The organism is Labilibaculum manganireducens, assembly GCF_963665805.2.
GTDB lineage: Bacteria > Bacteroidota > Bacteroidia > Bacteroidales > Marinifilaceae > Labilibaculum > Labilibaculum manganireducens.
This window is the reverse complement of record NZ_CAXXEE010000003.1, coordinates 2,904,946-2,923,825: the sequence shown is the minus strand read 5'-3', so window position 1 is coordinate 2,923,825 and position 18,880 is coordinate 2,904,946. Positions and strand designations below refer to the sequence as shown.

The following is an 18,880-nucleotide window of genomic DNA, read 5'->3' as shown; positions in this document are numbered from 1 at the left end:
CGTTTTATTGTAAATATTCTTTTTAGGAAGTGATTTGTATTGCATCCCGGGAGAAGTATGTCAAAAAAATAATTAAAAAAGAGATCATGAAAACACAAAAATTATTGAAAAACTTTGGATTACTGCTAATGGTAATCGTGTTTGCAATTCCTGCCGCCGATAGCCAGGCACAAAACAGACGCAGTAGGAATGATTGCAGTCAAATTTCAAATTTAACGGTTGAACAGAACAAACAATTGAATGATTTGAGAGCAGATCATTTGAAAGTGATGGACGCTTTACGTGCCGAAAGAAGGGCTGCTGTAAGTGACAGCGACAGAGCAAATGTGAGAGAAAAAATGCAGACAGAGCTGAGCAAACATACCAATGCAGTAAGTGCAGTGCTTACTACTGAACAGCGTGAGCAATATCTGCAAAACAAAAATTCGAATGCACAGTCTTTTGCGAAAAAAGGCAGAAGAGGAAGAGCTTGTGGTAATGGTTGTGGACAAGGTCGAAGAGGCAGAGGTGGACAAGGTCGTGGAAACAGGTAAGGAATTTTAAAATTGAAAACAAAATTCAGAAATCATGAAACGTCCATGTATAAAGCTTTCTATACACAGGGAAATGATTATATGGTAAGTTCCATCGGACAAAAACTTAAAATTATAAACAGATGAAAAATAGAATGACAAAATTTTTAATCGCTTTTGCACTGAGTTTTGGCTTTTTTGCCTGCGACAGTGAGGATGGAGGAACGGAAGCTTTGGCAAATTTGCCCTTGGTTGAAGTTTCGGCCGATGGATACACCGATATCATTACGGCGAACTTAAAAACGGTATTGAGTATAGATACAACAGTTGCGGCTGAAAGTGAGCAGGAGGGATTGCTGCTAATGCGCGAAGAAGAGTTGCTGGCTCATGATACATACAGTTTGTTTGCTGATTTGTATGATGTAAGGATTTTCAGCAATATTACCCGTTCGGAATCAACTCATGCTGCAGCAGTATTAACTTTGTTGGATTTGTTCGGAATTGAGGATCAGGCAACCGGAATTGCGGGGGAATACAATAATGAGACACTGCAGGCTTTGTATGATGAAGTAAGCGAAAAAGGGAAATTATCAGTAGAAGAAGCCTTAAAGGCCGGTGCATTCATCGAGGAAGCGGATATTAAAGATTTAGAGGATTTGATGGCTGAAACTGAGAATGAGGATATTCTTTTGGTGTATGATAATTTGCAGAGAGGTTCACGAAATCATTTACGGGCTTTTGTTCGGGTGTTAAGTACTTATGGAGTAGTTTATCAGCCAACAGTTTTAAGTGATGATCATTTTAATGAGATCATTAATTCGGATACCGAACGCGGTAATGGTTGTTTGAATGATTATCAAAATAAATACAGAAACCGTAAAGGGAACGGAAATGGATGGAATTGATTTTCCGGGTTTAGAAAGATTGTAGGGTAATCCCGAAAATAAAGGCTGTTGATGCAATATCAATGGCCTTTTGTTCTTAGGAAATGTTTCGAAATAACTTGACGCTTTAAGCTTGCCCTTTTGCCCATTAAGTTCCTTGCAAAAACATTTAATAGCCCGCTATTGGCAATTTTTGCAACTTCTTAAAGAACAAAATCACGTCGCTTTAATCAGTCAATTTATTCCCTCACAATCCCTTGGCAGAGGTGATGATCGTTTCTGAAATTTTCCTTAAGTTTGAATTTCGAAAGAATCAAAACATAAAAAACAGATATGGAAATTAGAAAAAATGAAACTCAGTTGGTTTGTATTGCCAGATTTATTGCGAATGAGGGCGAGGCCGATCAGTTAATCAAAAATTTACATGCTTTATTATTGCCGACACATCAGGAAGGTGGCTGCATTCGTTACGAACTAAATCAGAGCATCGATAATCCGCATGTAATTACTTTTGTAGAGAAGTTTTACGATCAGAAAACCTTCGATGAGCATTGCAGTCAAAAATATATTACTGACTTTTTTAATGATGGCAAACCAGATCACGTAAAGGAGTTTGATGTGAGCCTGCACAAGGAGATATTAAAGTAGCATGGTTTAACCACAAAGTAAAAAAAGGAAAGAAGTAAACTTTGTGAAGTTCTTGCTGTTCTTTGTGGTAAAAATTTGTTGCAGAAAAAGAAAAAGAAAAAGAGGCAAACCGATCTGATTTGAGAAAATTTCGGTTTACCTCTTTTTAGTTCAGTTAAACTCTACTCGAAAAGAGTTGAATTTAAGAGAATATTAATTCGCTTTGATCCATGGCTGACCCACTTTCAAAATTGTACGACCAGCAACGTCGTTAATAATGATAGCAGCCATCATGTACCAGGCGCATAATGCACAAATAATCAATTCGTATCCAGCTACCTCATCTAAAATTGGAAATCCGAAGTGCCCTAAGTCCAGAAGGATGAAACCAATAAGTAATGTAGTAAAAGTGGTAGCCATTGCAGCATGAATAAAGAATGATGCTATCCATAAAATAGCAGTAAACAATGTCCATGCAACAAGGTAATATCCAACATCAGTGGTCGATGATTTGTATACCCCGTAAAAATTCATCAGCCAGATAACACCTAAACCAATCCAAAATGAACCGTAACCGGAGAATGCTGCAAAGCCGAAATTGTTGCCGTTTTTGTGCTCGAGCATACCAGCCATAAGCTGTGCCAGTCCACCAAAAACAAATCCCATTGCAACAACAGGACCTAATCCACACAATCCGATGTTATGAAACTGCAATAAAAGGGTTGTCAATCCAAACCCACCAAGTCCGACTACAGCCGGATTACCTAATTTTACGTTGCTCATCTTTATATATTTATTCTGATTTTTCAGATCGCAAAACTAGCAATTAGATCAAGAGACCAGTACTCTATCTAAGTAGTTATAAAACATGCTTTTAGGTTGTGTTTTTGTTTTGAAATCTGTAAGCTTGTGATAATTAAGAGATAAGAAACTTTTTTGCAGGGAAAATAGAATTTTGATTGTGCGGAAATGATATTAAAAGGTCTGAAAAAGAGGAGGGAAGGCTCCAAAAAACAATCCTTATGCAATTAAAGGCATAAGGATTGTTTCTTTTTTTGCAATTGGGAATATTTTATCGTCCAATCAACTCCAATTCTTTACTCGAAATATCTCTCATTTCAACTTTACGGATTTTCCCGGTTACCGTGGTTGGAAATTCGCTTGTGAATTTAAAATACTTAGGAATTTTGTAAGTAGCGATTTGTCCTTTGCAATAATCTCTAAGTTCTTCTTCGGTGGCCGATTTTCCTTCTTTAAATTTTATCCAGGCCATTACAACTTCGCCGTATTTGTAGTCGGGCACACCAATTACATATACTTCGCTGATGCTTTTGTGAGAATGGAAGAATTCTTCAATTTCGAATGGAGAAATATTTTCGCCGCCGCGAATAATCAGATCTTTTATTCTACCCGTTATAGTAACGTAACCCTCCTCGTCCATGCTGGCCAAATCACCTGTATGCATCCATCCGGCATTATCAATAACCGATTTGGTAGCTTCTTCATTGTTCCAGTATTTAAGCATTACAGAGTATCCTCGGGTACAAAATTCACCACCTTCGCCACGTGCAACAATCTTTCCCGTTTCCGGATCAATAATCTTAATTTCCTGATGAGGATGAACCCGGCCAACCGTTCCTACCCGTTTACTAAGTTCGTCGTTTACAAAAGTTTGAGTTGAAACAGGAGAGGTTTCTGTCATGCCATAGCAAATGGCTACTTCTTTCATGTTCATTTTTTCCTGAACCTCAAGCATCGCTTTCTCAGGGCAAGATGCGCCTGCCATAATTCCGGTACGTAAACTGCTTAAATCGTATTTTTCAAAATTAGGATGTTCCAATTCAGCAATAAACATCAAAGGCACTCCGTAAAGTGAAGTGCATTTCTCATCTTGAACAGTTTTTAGTACAGTTTCAGCTTCGAAAGCTTCACCTGGAATCACCATTGCAGATCCATGTGTAATGCATGCCAAATTGCCCAATACCATACCAAAGCAGTGATAAAACGGCACCGGAATACAAACCCGGTCTGTTTCATTGTAATGCAAACGCTCACCAATAAAGTAACCGTTGTTCAAAATGTTGTGATGGGTTAGGGTTGCTCCCTTTGGAAAACCTGTTGTTCCCGAAGTGTATTGAATATTGATCGGATCATCAAACTGAAGCTGAGATTCTATTTCTTCTATTTGAGATGTAGAAATTCTCTTGCCTGCCTCAATTAATGCATGCCAGTCCCGATCTAAAATTACAATTTGTTTTAGATGAATGCAGGATTGTCTTACCTCCTGAATAATTTCGAAGTAGTTGGTTTTTCGAAATCCTTCCGACATAATTAAAAGACTAATTTCTGATTGACGAAGGGCAAATTTAAGTTCTGCTGATTTATAGGCCGGATTAACATTTACCAAAATAGCACCTATTCGAGCTGTGGCAAATTGAACAATTACCCATTCGTGTCTGTTCGGCGACCATATTCCAACCCGATCTCCTTTTCCAACTCCAAATGCAAGTAATCCTTTTGCTACTTCTTCAATCTGTTGCCAAAATTCAAGATATGTTGCTTTGTAATTTTGATAAGGAACAATTAAGGCATCTCTATCGCCAAATAATTCAACCGTTTTGCGAAGTCGTTCAATAATTGTTTCGCCTAAAAGAGGCAAATTCGAGCTTCCGTGCTCGTAAGATAGTTTGTTCATTCTTTTATGTATAAATGAGCCAATTGAACACAATTAACCCGTGATGTGATTATCTGTAATACATCAATTAACAATTGAAAACCATCTTTCTGCAGTTAACCGGAACCGGCTAAACTTTTTTGATTAGGAAGTAATAAAAGTTGTGATGGAGCCGTAGCTCCTTGTTTTAATATGGGCGCAATTTATAAAAAATATTTTAGCGGACAACAAATATAACCGGGATAATAGAACCTATTCCCGGGATATTGAATTAAGTATTTCACCTTAAAACAGTTTCGGTTTAATTCTATAAAATGATCAGCAAAAAAAAGGAAGATTATTAATCTTCCCATACAATTGTTTTAAAATCATCAAAAAAGGGGCCAAATTGAATTTCTGAAATTTGATTGTTGTCAAGCCAAAGATGCAGATTTTCGTTTGGAAAAAATATCAATTCATGAGTTGGAAATTCCTCTGAACCAACGTCCTCAAATTCCGGTTTTCCAAGTTGAAAAAGTTCAAGTTCAGCCAGCAGCATTTTTTTACTTAAACCAACCTTAATGAATTGAAAAATACTGTATTGCTCATTCAGAACCGAAATGTAGCTGAGTCTGTTCTGATCAATAGATTCGAATGTAAAGCTAAGTCCTTTGTCAATGTATAAAAGTGTGACACTTACTTCATCCGGAGAAAGGGAGTATTCTCCAACATCATCTGCGTTTCCAAGTATTTTTTCAACTTCGGCAGGTTGCATGCCAAATTTAATTCCTAAGATACCTTTACCCAATATGATGTCGTTTTTATTCATACAATTACTTTTCGAATGGATATTTTAAACCTATTTGTTCTCTTACTTGATCCATTATTGATAATATTTTTTTGCTTTTTAGTAAAGGTATTACAGAACTTTCAACTGCTCCTTTTTTCAGCAATTCATTTACAGCAAAAGCTTCATGATTATACCCAAGTTGCAATTCTTTATTGATAAACTCTAATTTTTCATCAGGACTTATTAAAAATGCTTTTTTAGCCATCCAAAATTGAGGGATTTCTATGCGTCCTTTGGTACCACAAATTACGGCCTCATTTTTAAGTTCGGAAACCAAAGAACTTGAAATTTGTGCCATTCCGCCACTTATATATTTTAATTGGATGCTGTTGTAATCATCAATTCCTGTTTTAGAAAAATGAGCCATTGCCTGTATGTCTTCAATTTCTTCACCAAACACCAATTCAGCCATTGCAATACCATATACTCCAATATCCAATAAAGCGCCACCCGCCAAATCCGGATTTGCCAAACGAATTTTTTCATCCATATTACCAGCATAGCCAAAACTTACCTGTACTTGTTTAACTTCGCCTATTTTACCTTCCCGAATCCAATTCATGGCTTCGATAATGGCCGGCAGGTAATAGGTCCACAGCGCTTCCATGAAAAATAAATTCTTTTCTTTGGCCAGATTTTGAAGAAGTTCAAACTCTGCAGAGTTTACAGTAACCGGTTTTTCGCACAAAACAGATTTTCCATTGTTCAGACAAAGTCTGGCATGCTCCAAATGAAAATTGTGAGGCGTAGCAATGTACACAACATCAATATCTGAATTTTTCACCATTTCTTCGTAAGAAGAATATGCCTTCGGAATTTCAAATTCATGAGCAAATTCTGTGGATCTGTCTTGCGATCTTGAGGCAACAGCAATAATTGTCCCATTGTTCACAACTTTAAAATCTTCTGCAAATTTCTTCGCAATTCTGCCTGCACCTAAAATTCCCCATTTAATAGTCATAAAAACATGTGTTTACCTGATGTTTTATTCAAAAGAATATAAAAACGAATTCTTTTGAAAAAACAGGATTCGGATATAAATTTTCTGATTGTTAAATATAAGCTTTTGTTCCAAAAAGTGAAATGAAAAGCAGTATTGTTTGAATGTGTTTTTTAATAATAAAATCAATTGCAGGTCGGAGTTGAGTATTCTGTTTTTTTTTACTAACCTGTTGAATATCATCTCTAATTATATTCTCTTGCCTCTTTCTGTTCTTAGTAAATTGATTGGGAAACTTAGAGGAAATGTTTCTAAATAGCTGAAAAAAGTTTACCAAGCCATTCAAAATGTCTATTTTTACGCTTTCAAAATCAAAACATAAAAGAATGGCTATAGATTTTCGAGCTACTGAATATATTCTTGAGTCTTTACAGACAGGAAAGAAATTTGAAGATGAAGGGTGGACTTTGGATGCTCCTGCTGAAGAAAAAGCTTGTTTAATAAGAACGAAATATCAAAAAAAGCAGCTTGAGCTTAAGGATAGTTCTATGGGGATTTATAAGTTTGCCGATTGGTTACCTATTCACAGAACATTGGAAGGATCATCTGCTCCGGCAACATATAAAAGTGAAGGGTTGTCTAAATATTTGGGATTAGAAAATTTATATATCACATTTAGCGGGTACTGGCCTGAGAAGGGAGCAAATTTCAGAACCTGTTCGTTCAAAGAAACTGAGGCTTTTTCGGTAAGTGGCAGATTGAGTGATACAGGACAGATCCTTGTGGTTGCATCTGCAGGAAATACTGCACGTGCATTTGCAAGAGTGTGTTCCGATAATAATATTCCTTTGTTACTTTGTGTTCCCGAGGATAATATTAATGCTCTTTGGTTCGATGAACCGATTAAAGAGAATGTTAGATTGATTGCAACAAAATCGGGAAGCGATTATTTTGACGCCATTCATTTATCGAATCTGGCCTGTCAGTTAGACGGTTTCATTGCAGAAGGCGGAGCTAAAAATGTTGCACGAAGAGATGGAATGGGAACTACAGTTCTTTCTGCGGTAACAGAGATTGGTAAAATTCCTGATTACTATTTTCAGGCTGTTGGCAGTGGAACAGGTGCAATTGCGGCATGGGAAGCTAATCTTCGTTTTATTGAAGATGGCCGTTTTGGTTCCAACAAAATGAAATTGATGGTGTCTCAGAATACGCCATTCCTGCCAATGTATGATGCATGGAAAGCAGATTCGAGAGAAATATTGCCGCTAGACGATAATTTGGCGAGAAAGCAAGTGGAAGAAATCGTAGCTAAGGTGTTGTCGAATCGCAAACCTCCTTATTCAATTGTTGGAGGAATGTTTGATGCGATAAAGGATGCCGGTGGTGATGTTTTGAAAGCGACCAACGATGAAGCAATGGAAGCGTCCAAAATATTTGAAGAGACTGAAGGAAATGATATTCACCCTGCTTCTGCTGTTGCTGTAGCTAGTTTAATTAAATATGTGCAGGAAGGAAATATTAATAAAAAAGCTTGCATCATGCTGAATATAACCGGAGGAGGAGAAGAACGTTTTAAAAGAGAAAAAGAGGTTTGCTATCTGAAACCATCTCATGTCTTCGACATTAATCCTGAACTTGATTCGCTAAAAGAGGTGTTGGAGAAGCTCTTTAAAATAGAATCTTCAGAAATAATATAAAAAAAAGCAGGCTAAAAGCCTGCTTTTTTATTGGTATTTTATCGGTGCCTATTTTATTAGTGATTCTATAATTTCGATCGCATCGATGATGCATTTTTCACAAATCTTCTCTTTCACTTTATTTTTTTCAGCATAAGCTTGTCCTTCTTCTGTATTCAGATTACATGTTATTAGTTCATCACAATTTGTAGAATTGTGCTCTAGTACAAATTTGCGGTTAAATTCCTGAATTAAAATTCGATTGTTGTCTGTTTGGAGTTGATGATTGCTGTATTTTTTGCAGTTATGAATTCCCAAAACCATAAATGCACCGGTAACAGCACCGCAGGTTTTTTGAAGTCGTCCCATACCGCCACCAAATCCGCTTGAGATTTGGTAAGCTAAATTATCGTCAAAATTATAGTCGGTAGAATATGGTAACAGCACCGATTGGGCACAATTCATTCCCGATTGAAAAGCCTCTAAAGCCTGAGTTGCTTTTGAATTCATGAGAGTGGTTTTGATTGAATTTGCAATGCAATATTTTCTTTGTTGGAGCTTAAATGTAATTAAATTATTATTTTGGAACAATCTCTATTTGTCATTCATTCAAATGGAGCTATTTCTAAATTTTTTGTGTAATTGTATCCCAATTCAAAAATCTCCTGAGCGTGATTTCCATTTAGTATTTCATATTCACGTAAGCCGGTTGGCTCTATAAATAAAGAGCATTTTTCTTTGTGACGAATAATATTTGAGTGAACTCCTAACTGAAAAGTTCGGGATGCCACCTGAACCAGGTTGTCAAACTTTTCAATTTTATGAACAGGGCTCACATTTACAGCAATAATCACATCACATTTTTGCAATAAGGGAGAGATGGGAAGGTTGTCGAATAGTCCACCATCAGAATACATTTTGCCATCAATCAGAACAGGAGCAAAGAGTACAGGAATACTAGCCGATGCTAAAAGATAAGTGCTTAAATCTCCTTCCTTAATATATTCAACCCTGCCATCGTTTAAATTCGATACTGTAATAAATAACGGAATTTTTAAATTTTCAATTTCCTTGATTTTAATGTGTTTTTGAATGTCTTCTTTTAAGCCATTCAAGCCAAATAATCCATATTTGGGATAATGCAATTTTGAGTAGGCCATTAGACTCTTGTTTTTTAGAATCTTCAGCGTTTTTTCATAGGTATAGCCGGAGGCTATAAAGGCACCAACTATTGCTCCTGCACTAACACCAGAAATTATATCAGGACGAATTCCTTTTTCCTCGAGTGCTTTTAATACTCCAATATGAGCGAAGCCCCGAACGCCGCCACCACCTAATGCTATTCCTATTCTCATTAATTACTGGGCTTTAAATTCCGGATTGTATATGATACCAATAACATTTCCCCATGGATCTTTTACACTTGCTACCCAAAGTTCTCCTCCTACATTTGTAGGCTGTTCGTGAACTGCAGCACCCACTTCTATTAAATGTGAAAATGTTTTGTTAATATCATCAACTCCCCAGTATGATAAAACATTATCTGTTTTTGAAGCGTTTGAATCTGTCTCAGGCAAAAGGCCTAATTCAAATCCGCCGATATTGAATCCAACGTAGAAATCCTCATCAAAATATGGAGAAGTCTCAAAAGCTCTGGAGTACCAAAGTTTTGCTTTTGAAAGCTCATTTGTTTTGTAAATAGTAGTTCGCAGACCTAAAAATTGTTTTTTCATATCGATTGATTACGCCTAAAATAGTGTGTTAAGAATATCGTGTTTCAGAACTGAATTTATCAATCCATAAATTACTCATTTGATTCTGATTTATCTATTTTAATTTCGTTTTTTTATTTAAAAAGAGAGCTTATCGATTTTGATAAGCTCTCTGCCTGTTACTTGTTTACATTTTCTAAGGCTCCCTTTATTATTTCATCAACAACCGAGGTATCAAGAAGAGTAGAAATATCGCCAAAATTGGAATAGTCTCCTTCAGCAATTTTTCGAAGAATGCGTCGCATGATTTTGCCCGACCGGGTTTTAGGTAAGCTTCTCACAAGTTGTATTCGGTCTGGTTTTGCAATTGGGCCAATAATTTTGGTAACGCCTTTTCGGATACTGGTTTTGATCCCTTCTTCACCACCGGTTGACAGCTCTCCGCAAACAACAAAAGCATAGATGCCTTGTCCTTTAATATCGTGAGGGAAGCCAACAACAGCCGATTCGTTTACCAGTGGATGTTCATTAATTGCATTTTCTACTTCGGCAGTTCCCATTCGGTGCCCCGATACATTAATAACATCATCAACGCGCCCTAATATTCTATAGTAGCCATCTTCATCACGTTTAACACCATCTCCCGTAAAATATAGATTTTCGTAAGTGCTGAAATAGGTTTTTTTAAATCGTTCATGATCGCCCCAAATTGTTCTAAGCATTCCGGGCCAGGGATATTTAATGCACAAATTTCCTTCCACGCTCTTTTCTGATAATTCTTTTCCTTCGGCATCAACAATTATGGGTTGAATGCCTGGCAGAGGTAAAGTTGCAAAGGAAGGTTTTGTTGGTATGATTCCTGCAATCGGGCTGATTGCAATTCCACCGGTTTCAGTCTGCCACCAGGTATCAACAATAGGACATCGGTTTTTACCAATATGATCGTGATACCAGTGCCAGGCTTCTTCGTTAATTGGTTCTCCAACCGTTCCAAGAACTTTTAATGACGAGAGATCTTTGTTTTCAACATATTCCTGACCCTTCGACATCAACGATCGAATGGCCGTAGGGGCGGTGTAAAATTGCGAAATGTTATATTTACTTACAATGTCCCAATATCTGCCTGCATCAGGGTAAGTTGGTATTCCTTCGAACATCATTGTGGTAGCACCATTTAGCAAAGGGCCGTAAACAATGTAAGAGTGCCCGGTAATCCAACCAATATCAGCAGAACAAAAATAGATATCACCATCGCTGTACTGGAAAACATTTTTAAACGTATAAGCGGTGTAAACCATGTAGCCGCCACAAGTGTGAACAATTCCTTTTGGTTTATCGGTCGAACCCGAAGTGTACAGAATGAATAAGGTGTCTTCAGCATCCATTGTTTCGGCTTCATGATACTCTTCAGCACCAGCCATGCATTCGTGCCACCATAAATCTATTTTATCGTCGAAAGCAATTTCTGAATTAGTTCGTTGAACCACTATCACCTTTTCTACCGTTGAACAAGTTGATACTGCTTCATCTACAATTTCCTTAACAGGGATAATTTTACTGCCCCGATAGCTACCATCCGAAGTTATAACCATCTTAGCTTCAGCATCAATAATTCTGTCAGTGAGAGAATTCGCAGAGAATCCTGCAAATACGATGGAGTGGATCGCACCAATTCTGGCACATGCCAACATGGCAATTGCTAATTCAGGAATCATAGGCATATAAAAGGCAATGCGATCGCCCTTTTTAATTCCGTGTTGAAGAAGAACATTGGAAAATTTCTTTACCTCTTTAAACAGTTCATTATAGGTTAGAACCCTATTTTCATCATTTGGTTCATTAGGTTCCCAAATTATTGCCGGTTGATTTCCCCGGGTGAAAAGATGCCGCTCAAAAATATTTTCAGTAATATTCACTTTTCCATTAACGAACCAATTAATTTTTGGCTCAGAAAAATTCCAGTCCAATATTTTATTCCATTTTTTTCTCCAAAAAAAACTCTCTGCAATTCGACTCCAGAATTCTTCCGGTTTAGTCACACTCTTCTGATATTCATGGATGTATCCGCCCAGAGTACTAATCTTATCTATCATGTGCTGTAAAATTTGGTTAAAGTTTAAATCTACATATCTCAATATATGAAATTCTGTATTCATTGCCCAATATTTGTTTTTTGAAATTTCTCAATTAAAAAAACAGACAAAGGAAAAAGAGAAGTAGTCTTGATTGGAATGATATTTTATTATATTACCATGTATATTTAACGTGGCTCTTAACTTAGAAGAGTTTTTAATTTGTAATATAAGAAGTTGATAATGAATAAAAAAACAATTGTGGTTGTTGTCCTGTCAGTAATTTTATTTCTCTCGGTTAGTAGTGTTTTGGTTATTAATGGCTTCCCTGATCTAACTTATGATTGGACTGTAGAATCAAAGTCAATACTTAAACAATACATTAAGTTGTTGGGCTTTATAAGTGTAATGGGGCTGGTTTATACGTTGGTTGAAGGATTTAAAAAAGCTAAACCCGAAGATCAAGATGCAGAGAATGAAGTTATACAATGATTTTTGTGACTGTTATGGAACGGGCAAGAATCTTGAACTGGTTGATTTTGTTGGGGTTTCGGAAGATTATGCAAAAAAAATAAGTTCTTGTGTGATTTTTTTTTTATGAAGTGGATATTTCTTTGAAAAAATGGTTTTATTTGCAAATTGAGGCAGTTAATAACAACAAAAATATTTTATGATTACGTAAATGAAAAACACCTATTTTGATTTGATTGAGCAGAGCTATTATTTTCCACAGGAAGGCTTTGACTTACGCGATGATTACCTTACTTTTCAGGGGATCTCTATGAAGTATCTTATAGAAAAGCATGGTACTCCGTTTAGATTCTTTTACCTTCCCCGAATAGGAGATCAAATAAAAAAAGCCCGGAATCTTTTTAACAAGGCAATCAAGAAAAATAATTACGCAGGTTCTTATGAGTATTGTTATTGTACAAAGTGCAATCACTTTGCGCATGTAATTGGCGAAGCATTAAAACACAATGTTAATCTTGAGACTTCTTCAGCTTTTGATATTGATTTGATTTTGAATCTTTACAGAGATAAAAAAATTGATTTCAACAGAATTATTATTCATAATGGTTACAAAACGGATGAATATTTGAAAAAAATTCTGGATATGCAGGAGGTTGGATTCAAGAACAGCATCATCATTTTTGATAGTGTACAGGAATTGGATCGTTTGGAAATACTGGCAAAGGATCGGGTAGTGAAAATTGGTTTGCGAATGGCTATTAATGAGGAATCTCAATCTGCCTATTACACTTCAAGAATGGGTATTCGCAGTAATGAAATCATTAATTTTTATCACGATAGAATCAAGAATAATCCTAAGTTTGAGCTTAAAATGCTTCATTTTTTTGTAGATTCAGGAATTAAGGATAGTTTGTATTATTGGGGTGAATTTCAGAAGGCATTAAAGGTTTATTCCGAATTAAAAAAGGATAGTGAAACTCTTGATTCATTTAATTTAGGTGGTGGTTTTCCAATACGTAATCATCTGGGGTTCGAATACCAATATGAATACATGATTAATGAAATTATTTCCAACATTAAGGATGCCTGCATTAAGGATGAAATTCCAGAGCCAAACATCTATACTGAATTTGGTAAATATACAGTTGGAGAAAGTGGTGCAATCATATTTAAAGTGCTGGAACAGAAACAACAAAATGACACAGAGTCTTGGTATTTGATTGATAATAGTTTAATGAATACCATTCCTGATGCATGGTCTATTCACGAAAAATTTATTCTATTGCCAATCAACAAATGGAAAAATGAATACAAACGTGTAAATATTGGCGGAATTAGCTGCGATCACTCGGATTATTACAATTCTGAAGATTTAAATCAAGAGGTTTTGCTGCCGAGTTATTCCAATGATGAAAAGGAACCATTGTATATTGGTTTTTTCCATACCGGAGCTTATCAGGATGCAATCAGCGGATATGGAGGCATTAAGCATTGTTTGATTCCATCTCCAAAACATGTAATAATTGACAGAGATGAAAAAGGCAATTTTTTCGATTACGTTTACCGAAACGAACAATCTGCCGATGAGATGTTTAAACTTTTAGGATACAAAAAGTAAAGAAGTAATTGTATTACAAATAAAATTGCAGAATTGGCACTGCAAGAGAGACGAAAATCTCAAATTTTTAATTGCCAGATAGTATTATTAAAATGCTTTGCTATAAATTATAAAATCATGCAAACTAAAGGACCCGTTACTAAATTTATATTGGAACATTACAGACATTTCAACTCAGCTGCTTTGGTAGATGCTGCCGTTGCTTACGAAAAGCATTTAGCGGAAGGGAAGAAGATGATGATTACCCTTGGAGGTGCTATGAGTACTGCTGAGTTAGGTCGGTCTTTGGCTGAAATGATTCGTCAGGATAAAGTTCATATTATCACTTGTACCGGAGCAAATCTTGAGGAAGATATCATGAATTTGGTTGCTCATTCACATTACGAAAGAGTACCTAATTACAGAGACTTAACGCCACATGACGAATGGGCTTTGCTGGAGAAAGGTTTAAACAGAGTAACAGATACATGTATTCCGGAAGAGGAAGCTTTTAGAAGATTACAGAAACACGTTTATAATATTTGGAAAGACGCTGAAGATAAGGGTGAAAGATATTTTCCACACGAGTTTATGTATAAACTGTTACTTTCAGGAGTGTTGGAACAATATTATGAAATTGATCCTAAAAACAGCTGGATGTTGGAAGCGGCAAAGAAAAACCTTCCGATTGTAGTTCCTGGCTGGGAAGATTCTACCATGGGAAATATTTTTGCGTCCTACTGCTTAAAAGGAGAATTGAAGGCGTCAACTATGAAATCTGGAATTGAATACATGACTTGGCTGGCTGATTATTATACCAATACCGCAGGAGACCAAGGCATCGGATTTTTCCAGATTGGTGGTGGTATATCAGGAGATTTCCCAATATGTGTAGTTCCTATGTTGTATCAGGATATGGAAAGAACAAACACTCCTTTTTGGAGTTATTTCTGTCAAATTTCTGATTCTACGACAAGTTACGGATCGTATTCGGGCGCTGTTCCGAACGAGAAAATCACTTGGGGTAAGTTAGGTATTGAAACGCCTAAATTCATTATTGAATCAGATGCTACAATTGTGGCGCCCTTGGTTTTTGCATATCTACTAGGTTGGTAATTAATAATAAGCCAAATATATTTCCATTTTTTCGATAAACATATTATTGTATGAAGAGCAGCAATAAACCGAGAGTAATCCAGAGCTATGAAAAGCTTAGCCAGGAGATACAGGAACAAATAAAATTGTATTATCCTGAGGGATATATGGATAATTTGATTGAGTTCAGAAATCATAAAAATGAATTAGTAAGTGCCTTGCCATTTGAGACTGAGGATAAAATCTACATGGTTCGTATGTCAATTCGTAAAGCTCAGGAACTTATCGAAGATGATGACGATTTTGACGATGATGGAAATCTGCTGGATAGCAAGAAGGAATCGTATGAAGATAAATACTCCGATTCTGATTCCGATTTTTTAATGTCAGACGATGATGAGGAAGTGGATAACATTGCCGATGATGACGATGATATGGATGATGAATAGACGTTTAGCCGTTTATTTCTGCCAGAAATAAAATAATTACAGAAGGCGGTAAAATCATGTATTTTGATTTTACCGCCTTTTTTGAATTGAATGTATTCTCATTCTCCAATGTTGAAAGAAATAGCAGAATTCTATAAATTAAGGGACTATACGGAATCCTGCTATTTCAGTCAACCACTAACCACTAATGGTTTTTCTCTACTTCCAGAGAGAAACCAACTTAGTTTTTTCTAATTTAATCAATTAGCATCATTGGGTCTAAATTTGTTGAATTCGGTTGAGGGGAATATTGAATCAATTTTCTTTTGAAATTTGAGAGGGTGAGGATCGTTTTGGAATAGAATTTCCTTTGTGTTAATTGAGTATTCAAATTACAAAATTAAAGAAGCAATGTCCAGTAAATTAGGAAGTTTTATCTGGAAAAATGTGAGGTTTAAGGAATACTAATCCAAAAAATTTCTTTTGTTATTTACAATGAAACCTGTTGTTGGAATTCCTACATCTCAGGATACAAAAAAAGGGTTGTTTCCATACTGAAACAACCCTTTTGTTTTACAGTGACACTACTGTTTTATATGAATAGATTAATATTGGATTTTTCAGCTTCTTCAAGATAGGTTGCTACGCCTCCAATAGAAACACCTTCAAGTAATTCATCCTTATCAACTCCCATTACATCCATTGACATTTGACAAGCAATCATTTCAACACCATTCTCCATAGCGGTTTTTAGTAAATCCTCAAGAGAGTCTACTTTTTTCGCCATCATTCTTTTTTTCATCATTTTAGAACCTAAACCCATCATGTTCATTTTTGACAGTTTTAAATCATCTGCGCTGTTTGCCATCATTTTGCTAAACATCTTGCCCATCAAATCTTTTTGAACTTTTGGTTTGTTTGCTTTTTTAATCACATTCAAGCCCCAAAAAGTAAAGAAGAGGGTTACTTTATTTCCAGTGGCAGCAGCTCCATTGGCAATAACGAGTGATGCCAAAGCCCGATCCAATTCATCAGAAAAAATAACCATGGTTTTATTCTTGGCTATGCCATTGTTTAAAACAGAACATTGTTCATCTTTTTTCTGTTTTTCGATAACTGCAGATATAATTCCTTTATCAGAATCAAGAGAAATTAATTTATTTCCCGTCATGTTACACCATGATGCAACATCTTTCATAAATCCCTGGTCAGTAACTTTTTGTAGCAATCGGTCACCGTTCTCTAATTTGTCAATTTCCTTTTTTAGTTTGATGATTGGTCCCGGACATTGTAATCCACAAGCATCTACCTCAATGATTTTTTTCTCAGACTGAATTTCTTTTTCTTCGGAGCTTGTTTTTTTTCTATAGATATGACTGTCTTTGGCCACATAACTGGATTCAAAAATATCCTCGTTACTTTGTTTGCAGGTTGCGTGTTCGTAGGTTTTATAACCACCACTTAAATTGAAAACGTCCGAAAACCCGTTTTGCATTAATATTCTTGCAGCAAAATAGCCGCGTAAACCAACTCCGCAATAGATAATTATTTTTTTATCTCTCGGTATTTCGTCCAGGCGATTTCTGATCTGATCTACTTCAATATTTACAGCATCTTCAATTTGACCCAGTTCAAATTCGTCAGGAGTACGAACATCTAATATAAAATTGTTGGCTGCATGCAATTGGTTCAATTCATCCCAATGAATAATATTCACTAAACCTTCAATAATATTTCCTGCAGTAAATCCTGCCTGATTTACAGGATCTTTCGCCGATGAGTAGGGGGGAGCATAAGCATGTTCGATTTCCTGTAAATCGTAAATTGTTCCACCTTTTTTAAGAACTGTTGCAATTAAATCGGTTCTCTTATCTACACCTGCATATCCAATTATTTGAGCACCATATAATTTTCCATTTTTTGGATCGAAAGTGATTTTTATGCTTGTAGGCATTGCTCCGGGATAATATCCTGCATGCGATCCTCCATGAGTAATATTAGAGACAAAAGAAATGCCTTCCTTTTTAAGAACCTTTTCGGCCAATCCTGTCGATCCAATGGTGAGATCAAATACTTTGGCTATGGCAGTTGCAATTGAACCTTTATAAGTTTGTTTGTGTCCCAGAACCAAATTGTTTGCTAAAATTCTACCTTGCTTGTTCGCCGGGCCTGCAAGGTATGCATTGGTGTATTTACCGGTAATAGGATGTGGAAAAGCGATAGCATCGCCTAAGGCATATACATTAGGATCGCTGGTTTGAAGGTATTCGTTTACTTTAATTCCTCCGTTGGGAGCCAATTCAATACCCGCTTCTTTAATTAATTTAGTTTCCGGTTTAACACCGATAGAAAGAATAACCATATCAGCGTCCACTTTTCTGCCCGATTGCAAATGAATCTCAAGATGATCGGCATCTCTTTTGAACTGGCTAACGCCGTCGTTTAGATAAAATTCAACATTTTTTGTCTTCAAATGTTGATGTACAACAGCTGCCATTTCGTAATCAAGAGGCGTCATTACTTGTTCGGCCATTTCAATAATTGTAACCATCATACCTAGGTGATGAAGGTTTTCAGCCATTTCCAAACCAATAAATCCCGCTCCAACAACTACAGCTTTCTTTGGCTTTTTTTCGTTGATGTAAGCTTTAATTTTGTCTGTGTCGTTTACATTTCGAACTGTGAAAATTGCTTTGTCTTTTATGCCGGGAATTGGTGGTTTTATTGGTTCTGCACCTGGCGAAACAACCAATTTATCAAATGTTTCAGTATAGCTTGTATTATTGATGAGGTCGTTGATTTCTACTAATTTATTTTCGCGGTCAATTCGAACGACTTCGTTTTTAATCCGAACATCAACATTTAATCTTTTTTTGAAGCTTTCAGGAGTTTGCAGCAATAGATTTTCCCTCTCTGTAATAACATCACCAACATAGTATGGTAAACCACAATTTGCATACGAAATATGTTCGCCTCTTTCGAACATGATTATCTCTGCCGATTCATCCATTCTGCGTAAACGAGCCGCAGTTGTTGCTCCTCCTGCTACACCACCAACTATTAAGTATTTTGCCATTGTTATATATTCTAAAAGTTATTTTATTGTAATCATCATATGTAGATATCCACATATCTATCATACAAAAGTAATCTTTCAGAAAAATTTATCACTAATGCAATGTGGGTTTTTAATATGTTGCTCAGCATATTAAATCGATTGCATTGATTAAACTGTCTGATAAAGAGTACTTAATAAATTGTTTGTGATGATATTGAAAACAATTATGAGAGAATATTCTCATTATAAGAGTCGTTTAACAAACATTATTCATCTCTGCTAAAGAAATGTGATTAGCATTG

General features: G+C 36.1%; 17 protein-coding genes. 8 read left to right on the top strand and 9 right to left on the bottom strand.

The genetic code is table 11. The annotated features are described in order from the left end of the window. Positions 1-86: 86 nt before the first annotated feature. The 3 genes from ACHZAX_RS11375 (at position 87) to ACHZAX_RS11365 (ending at position 2,044) form a co-directional block, all read left to right on the top strand. The gene (locus ACHZAX_RS11375) at positions 87-533 is read left to right on the top strand and encodes a hypothetical protein (protein WP_320019200.1); all 447 of its coding nucleotides are present in this window, start codon (positions 87-89) and stop codon (positions 531-533) included. A 122-nt stretch (positions 534-655) separates the two neighbouring features. Next, the gene (locus tag ACHZAX_RS11370) at positions 656-1,417 is read left to right on the top strand and encodes a DUF2202 domain-containing protein (RefSeq protein WP_320019199.1); all 762 of its coding nucleotides are present in this window, start codon (positions 656-658) and stop codon (positions 1,415-1,417) included. A 312-nt stretch (positions 1,418-1,729) separates the two neighbouring features. Next, entirely contained in the window at positions 1,730-2,044 is a 315-nt protein-coding gene (locus tag ACHZAX_RS11365; protein ID WP_101307842.1) for a putative quinol monooxygenase, read from the top strand. Between the two features lie 192 nt (positions 2,045-2,236). Here ACHZAX_RS11365 and ACHZAX_RS11360 read toward each other — a convergent pair whose 3' ends face one another. From ACHZAX_RS11360 to ACHZAX_RS11345, 4 genes are all read right to left on the bottom strand, one after another. After that, the gene (locus tag ACHZAX_RS11360) at positions 2,237-2,812 is read right to left on the bottom strand and encodes an acetate uptake transporter (protein WP_320020425.1); all 576 of its coding nucleotides are present in this window, start codon (positions 2,810-2,812) and stop codon (positions 2,237-2,239) included. Between the two features lie 283 nt (positions 2,813-3,095). After that, a complete protein-coding gene (locus tag ACHZAX_RS11355; protein ID WP_320019198.1) occupies positions 3,096-4,718 on the bottom strand; it encodes an AMP-binding protein in 1,623 nt (540 codons plus the stop codon). A gap of 319 nt (positions 4,719-5,037) precedes the next feature. Further along, positions 5,038-5,505 carry a hypothetical protein gene (locus tag ACHZAX_RS11350; RefSeq protein WP_101307839.1) on the bottom strand — a complete coding sequence of 156 codons (468 nt, stop codon included), beginning with the start codon at positions 5,503-5,505 and terminating at the stop codon, positions 5,038-5,040. A 4-nt stretch (positions 5,506-5,509) separates the two neighbouring features. Further along, a complete protein-coding gene (locus tag ACHZAX_RS11345; protein WP_320019197.1) occupies positions 5,510-6,487 on the bottom strand; it encodes a Gfo/Idh/MocA family protein in 978 nt (325 codons plus the stop codon). A 365-nt stretch (positions 6,488-6,852) separates the two neighbouring features. Between ACHZAX_RS11345 and ACHZAX_RS11340 the strand changes: the two genes are divergently transcribed. After that, complete coding sequence (locus ACHZAX_RS11340) at positions 6,853-8,166, top strand: cysteate synthase (protein ID WP_320019196.1); 1,314 nt, start codon at positions 6,853-6,855, stop codon at positions 8,164-8,166. A 48-nt stretch (positions 8,167-8,214) separates the two neighbouring features. Here ACHZAX_RS11340 and ACHZAX_RS11335 read toward each other — a convergent pair whose 3' ends face one another. From ACHZAX_RS11335 to acs, 4 genes are all read right to left on the bottom strand, one after another. Continuing rightward, positions 8,215-8,655, bottom strand: coding sequence for a C-GCAxxG-C-C family protein (locus ACHZAX_RS11335; protein WP_320019195.1), 441 nt, complete (start codon positions 8,653-8,655; stop codon positions 8,215-8,217). 95 nt (positions 8,656-8,750) lie between these two features. Beyond that, positions 8,751-9,500: a patatin-like phospholipase family protein gene (locus ACHZAX_RS11330; protein WP_101307835.1), complete on the bottom strand. Its 750-nt coding sequence runs from the start codon at positions 9,498-9,500 to the stop codon at positions 8,751-8,753. 3 nt (positions 9,501-9,503) lie between these two features. Next, complete coding sequence (locus ACHZAX_RS11325) at positions 9,504-9,878, bottom strand: VOC family protein (RefSeq protein ID WP_101307834.1); 375 nt, start codon at positions 9,876-9,878, stop codon at positions 9,504-9,506. 158 nt (positions 9,879-10,036) lie between these two features. Beyond that, positions 10,037-11,950: an acetate--CoA ligase gene (gene acs / locus ACHZAX_RS11320; RefSeq protein WP_320019194.1), complete on the bottom strand. Its 1,914-nt coding sequence runs from the start codon at positions 11,948-11,950 to the stop codon at positions 10,037-10,039. A 222-nt stretch (positions 11,951-12,172) separates the two neighbouring features. Between acs and ACHZAX_RS11315 the strand changes: the two genes are divergently transcribed. The 4 genes from ACHZAX_RS11315 to ACHZAX_RS11300 all read left to right on the top strand — a co-directional run bounded on the left by ACHZAX_RS11315 (position 12,173) and on the right by ACHZAX_RS11300 (position 15,541). Continuing rightward, the gene (locus ACHZAX_RS11315) at positions 12,173-12,421 is read left to right on the top strand and encodes a hypothetical protein (RefSeq protein WP_101307833.1); all 249 of its coding nucleotides are present in this window, start codon (positions 12,173-12,175) and stop codon (positions 12,419-12,421) included. A gap of 190 nt (positions 12,422-12,611) precedes the next feature. Continuing rightward, on the top strand, positions 12,612-14,018 hold the full coding sequence (locus ACHZAX_RS11310; protein ID WP_101307832.1) for a type III PLP-dependent enzyme domain-containing protein: 1,407 nt from the start codon (positions 12,612-12,614) through the stop codon (positions 14,016-14,018). A 117-nt stretch (positions 14,019-14,135) separates the two neighbouring features. Then, the gene (locus tag ACHZAX_RS11305; RefSeq protein WP_101307831.1) at positions 14,136-15,113 is read left to right on the top strand and encodes a deoxyhypusine synthase family protein; all 978 of its coding nucleotides are present in this window, start codon (positions 14,136-14,138) and stop codon (positions 15,111-15,113) included. 50 nt (positions 15,114-15,163) lie between these two features. Further along, positions 15,164-15,541, top strand: coding sequence for a hypothetical protein (locus ACHZAX_RS11300; RefSeq protein ID WP_101307830.1), 378 nt, complete (start codon positions 15,164-15,166; stop codon positions 15,539-15,541). A gap of 571 nt (positions 15,542-16,112) precedes the next feature. On the opposite strand, the gene ACHZAX_RS11295 is transcribed toward ACHZAX_RS11300, so the two are convergent. Continuing rightward, positions 16,113-18,596, bottom strand: a complete 2,484-nt coding sequence (locus ACHZAX_RS11295; RefSeq protein WP_101307829.1) for a CoA-disulfide reductase — start codon at positions 18,594-18,596, stop codon at positions 16,113-16,115. Positions 18,597-18,880: the final 284 nt, after the last annotated feature.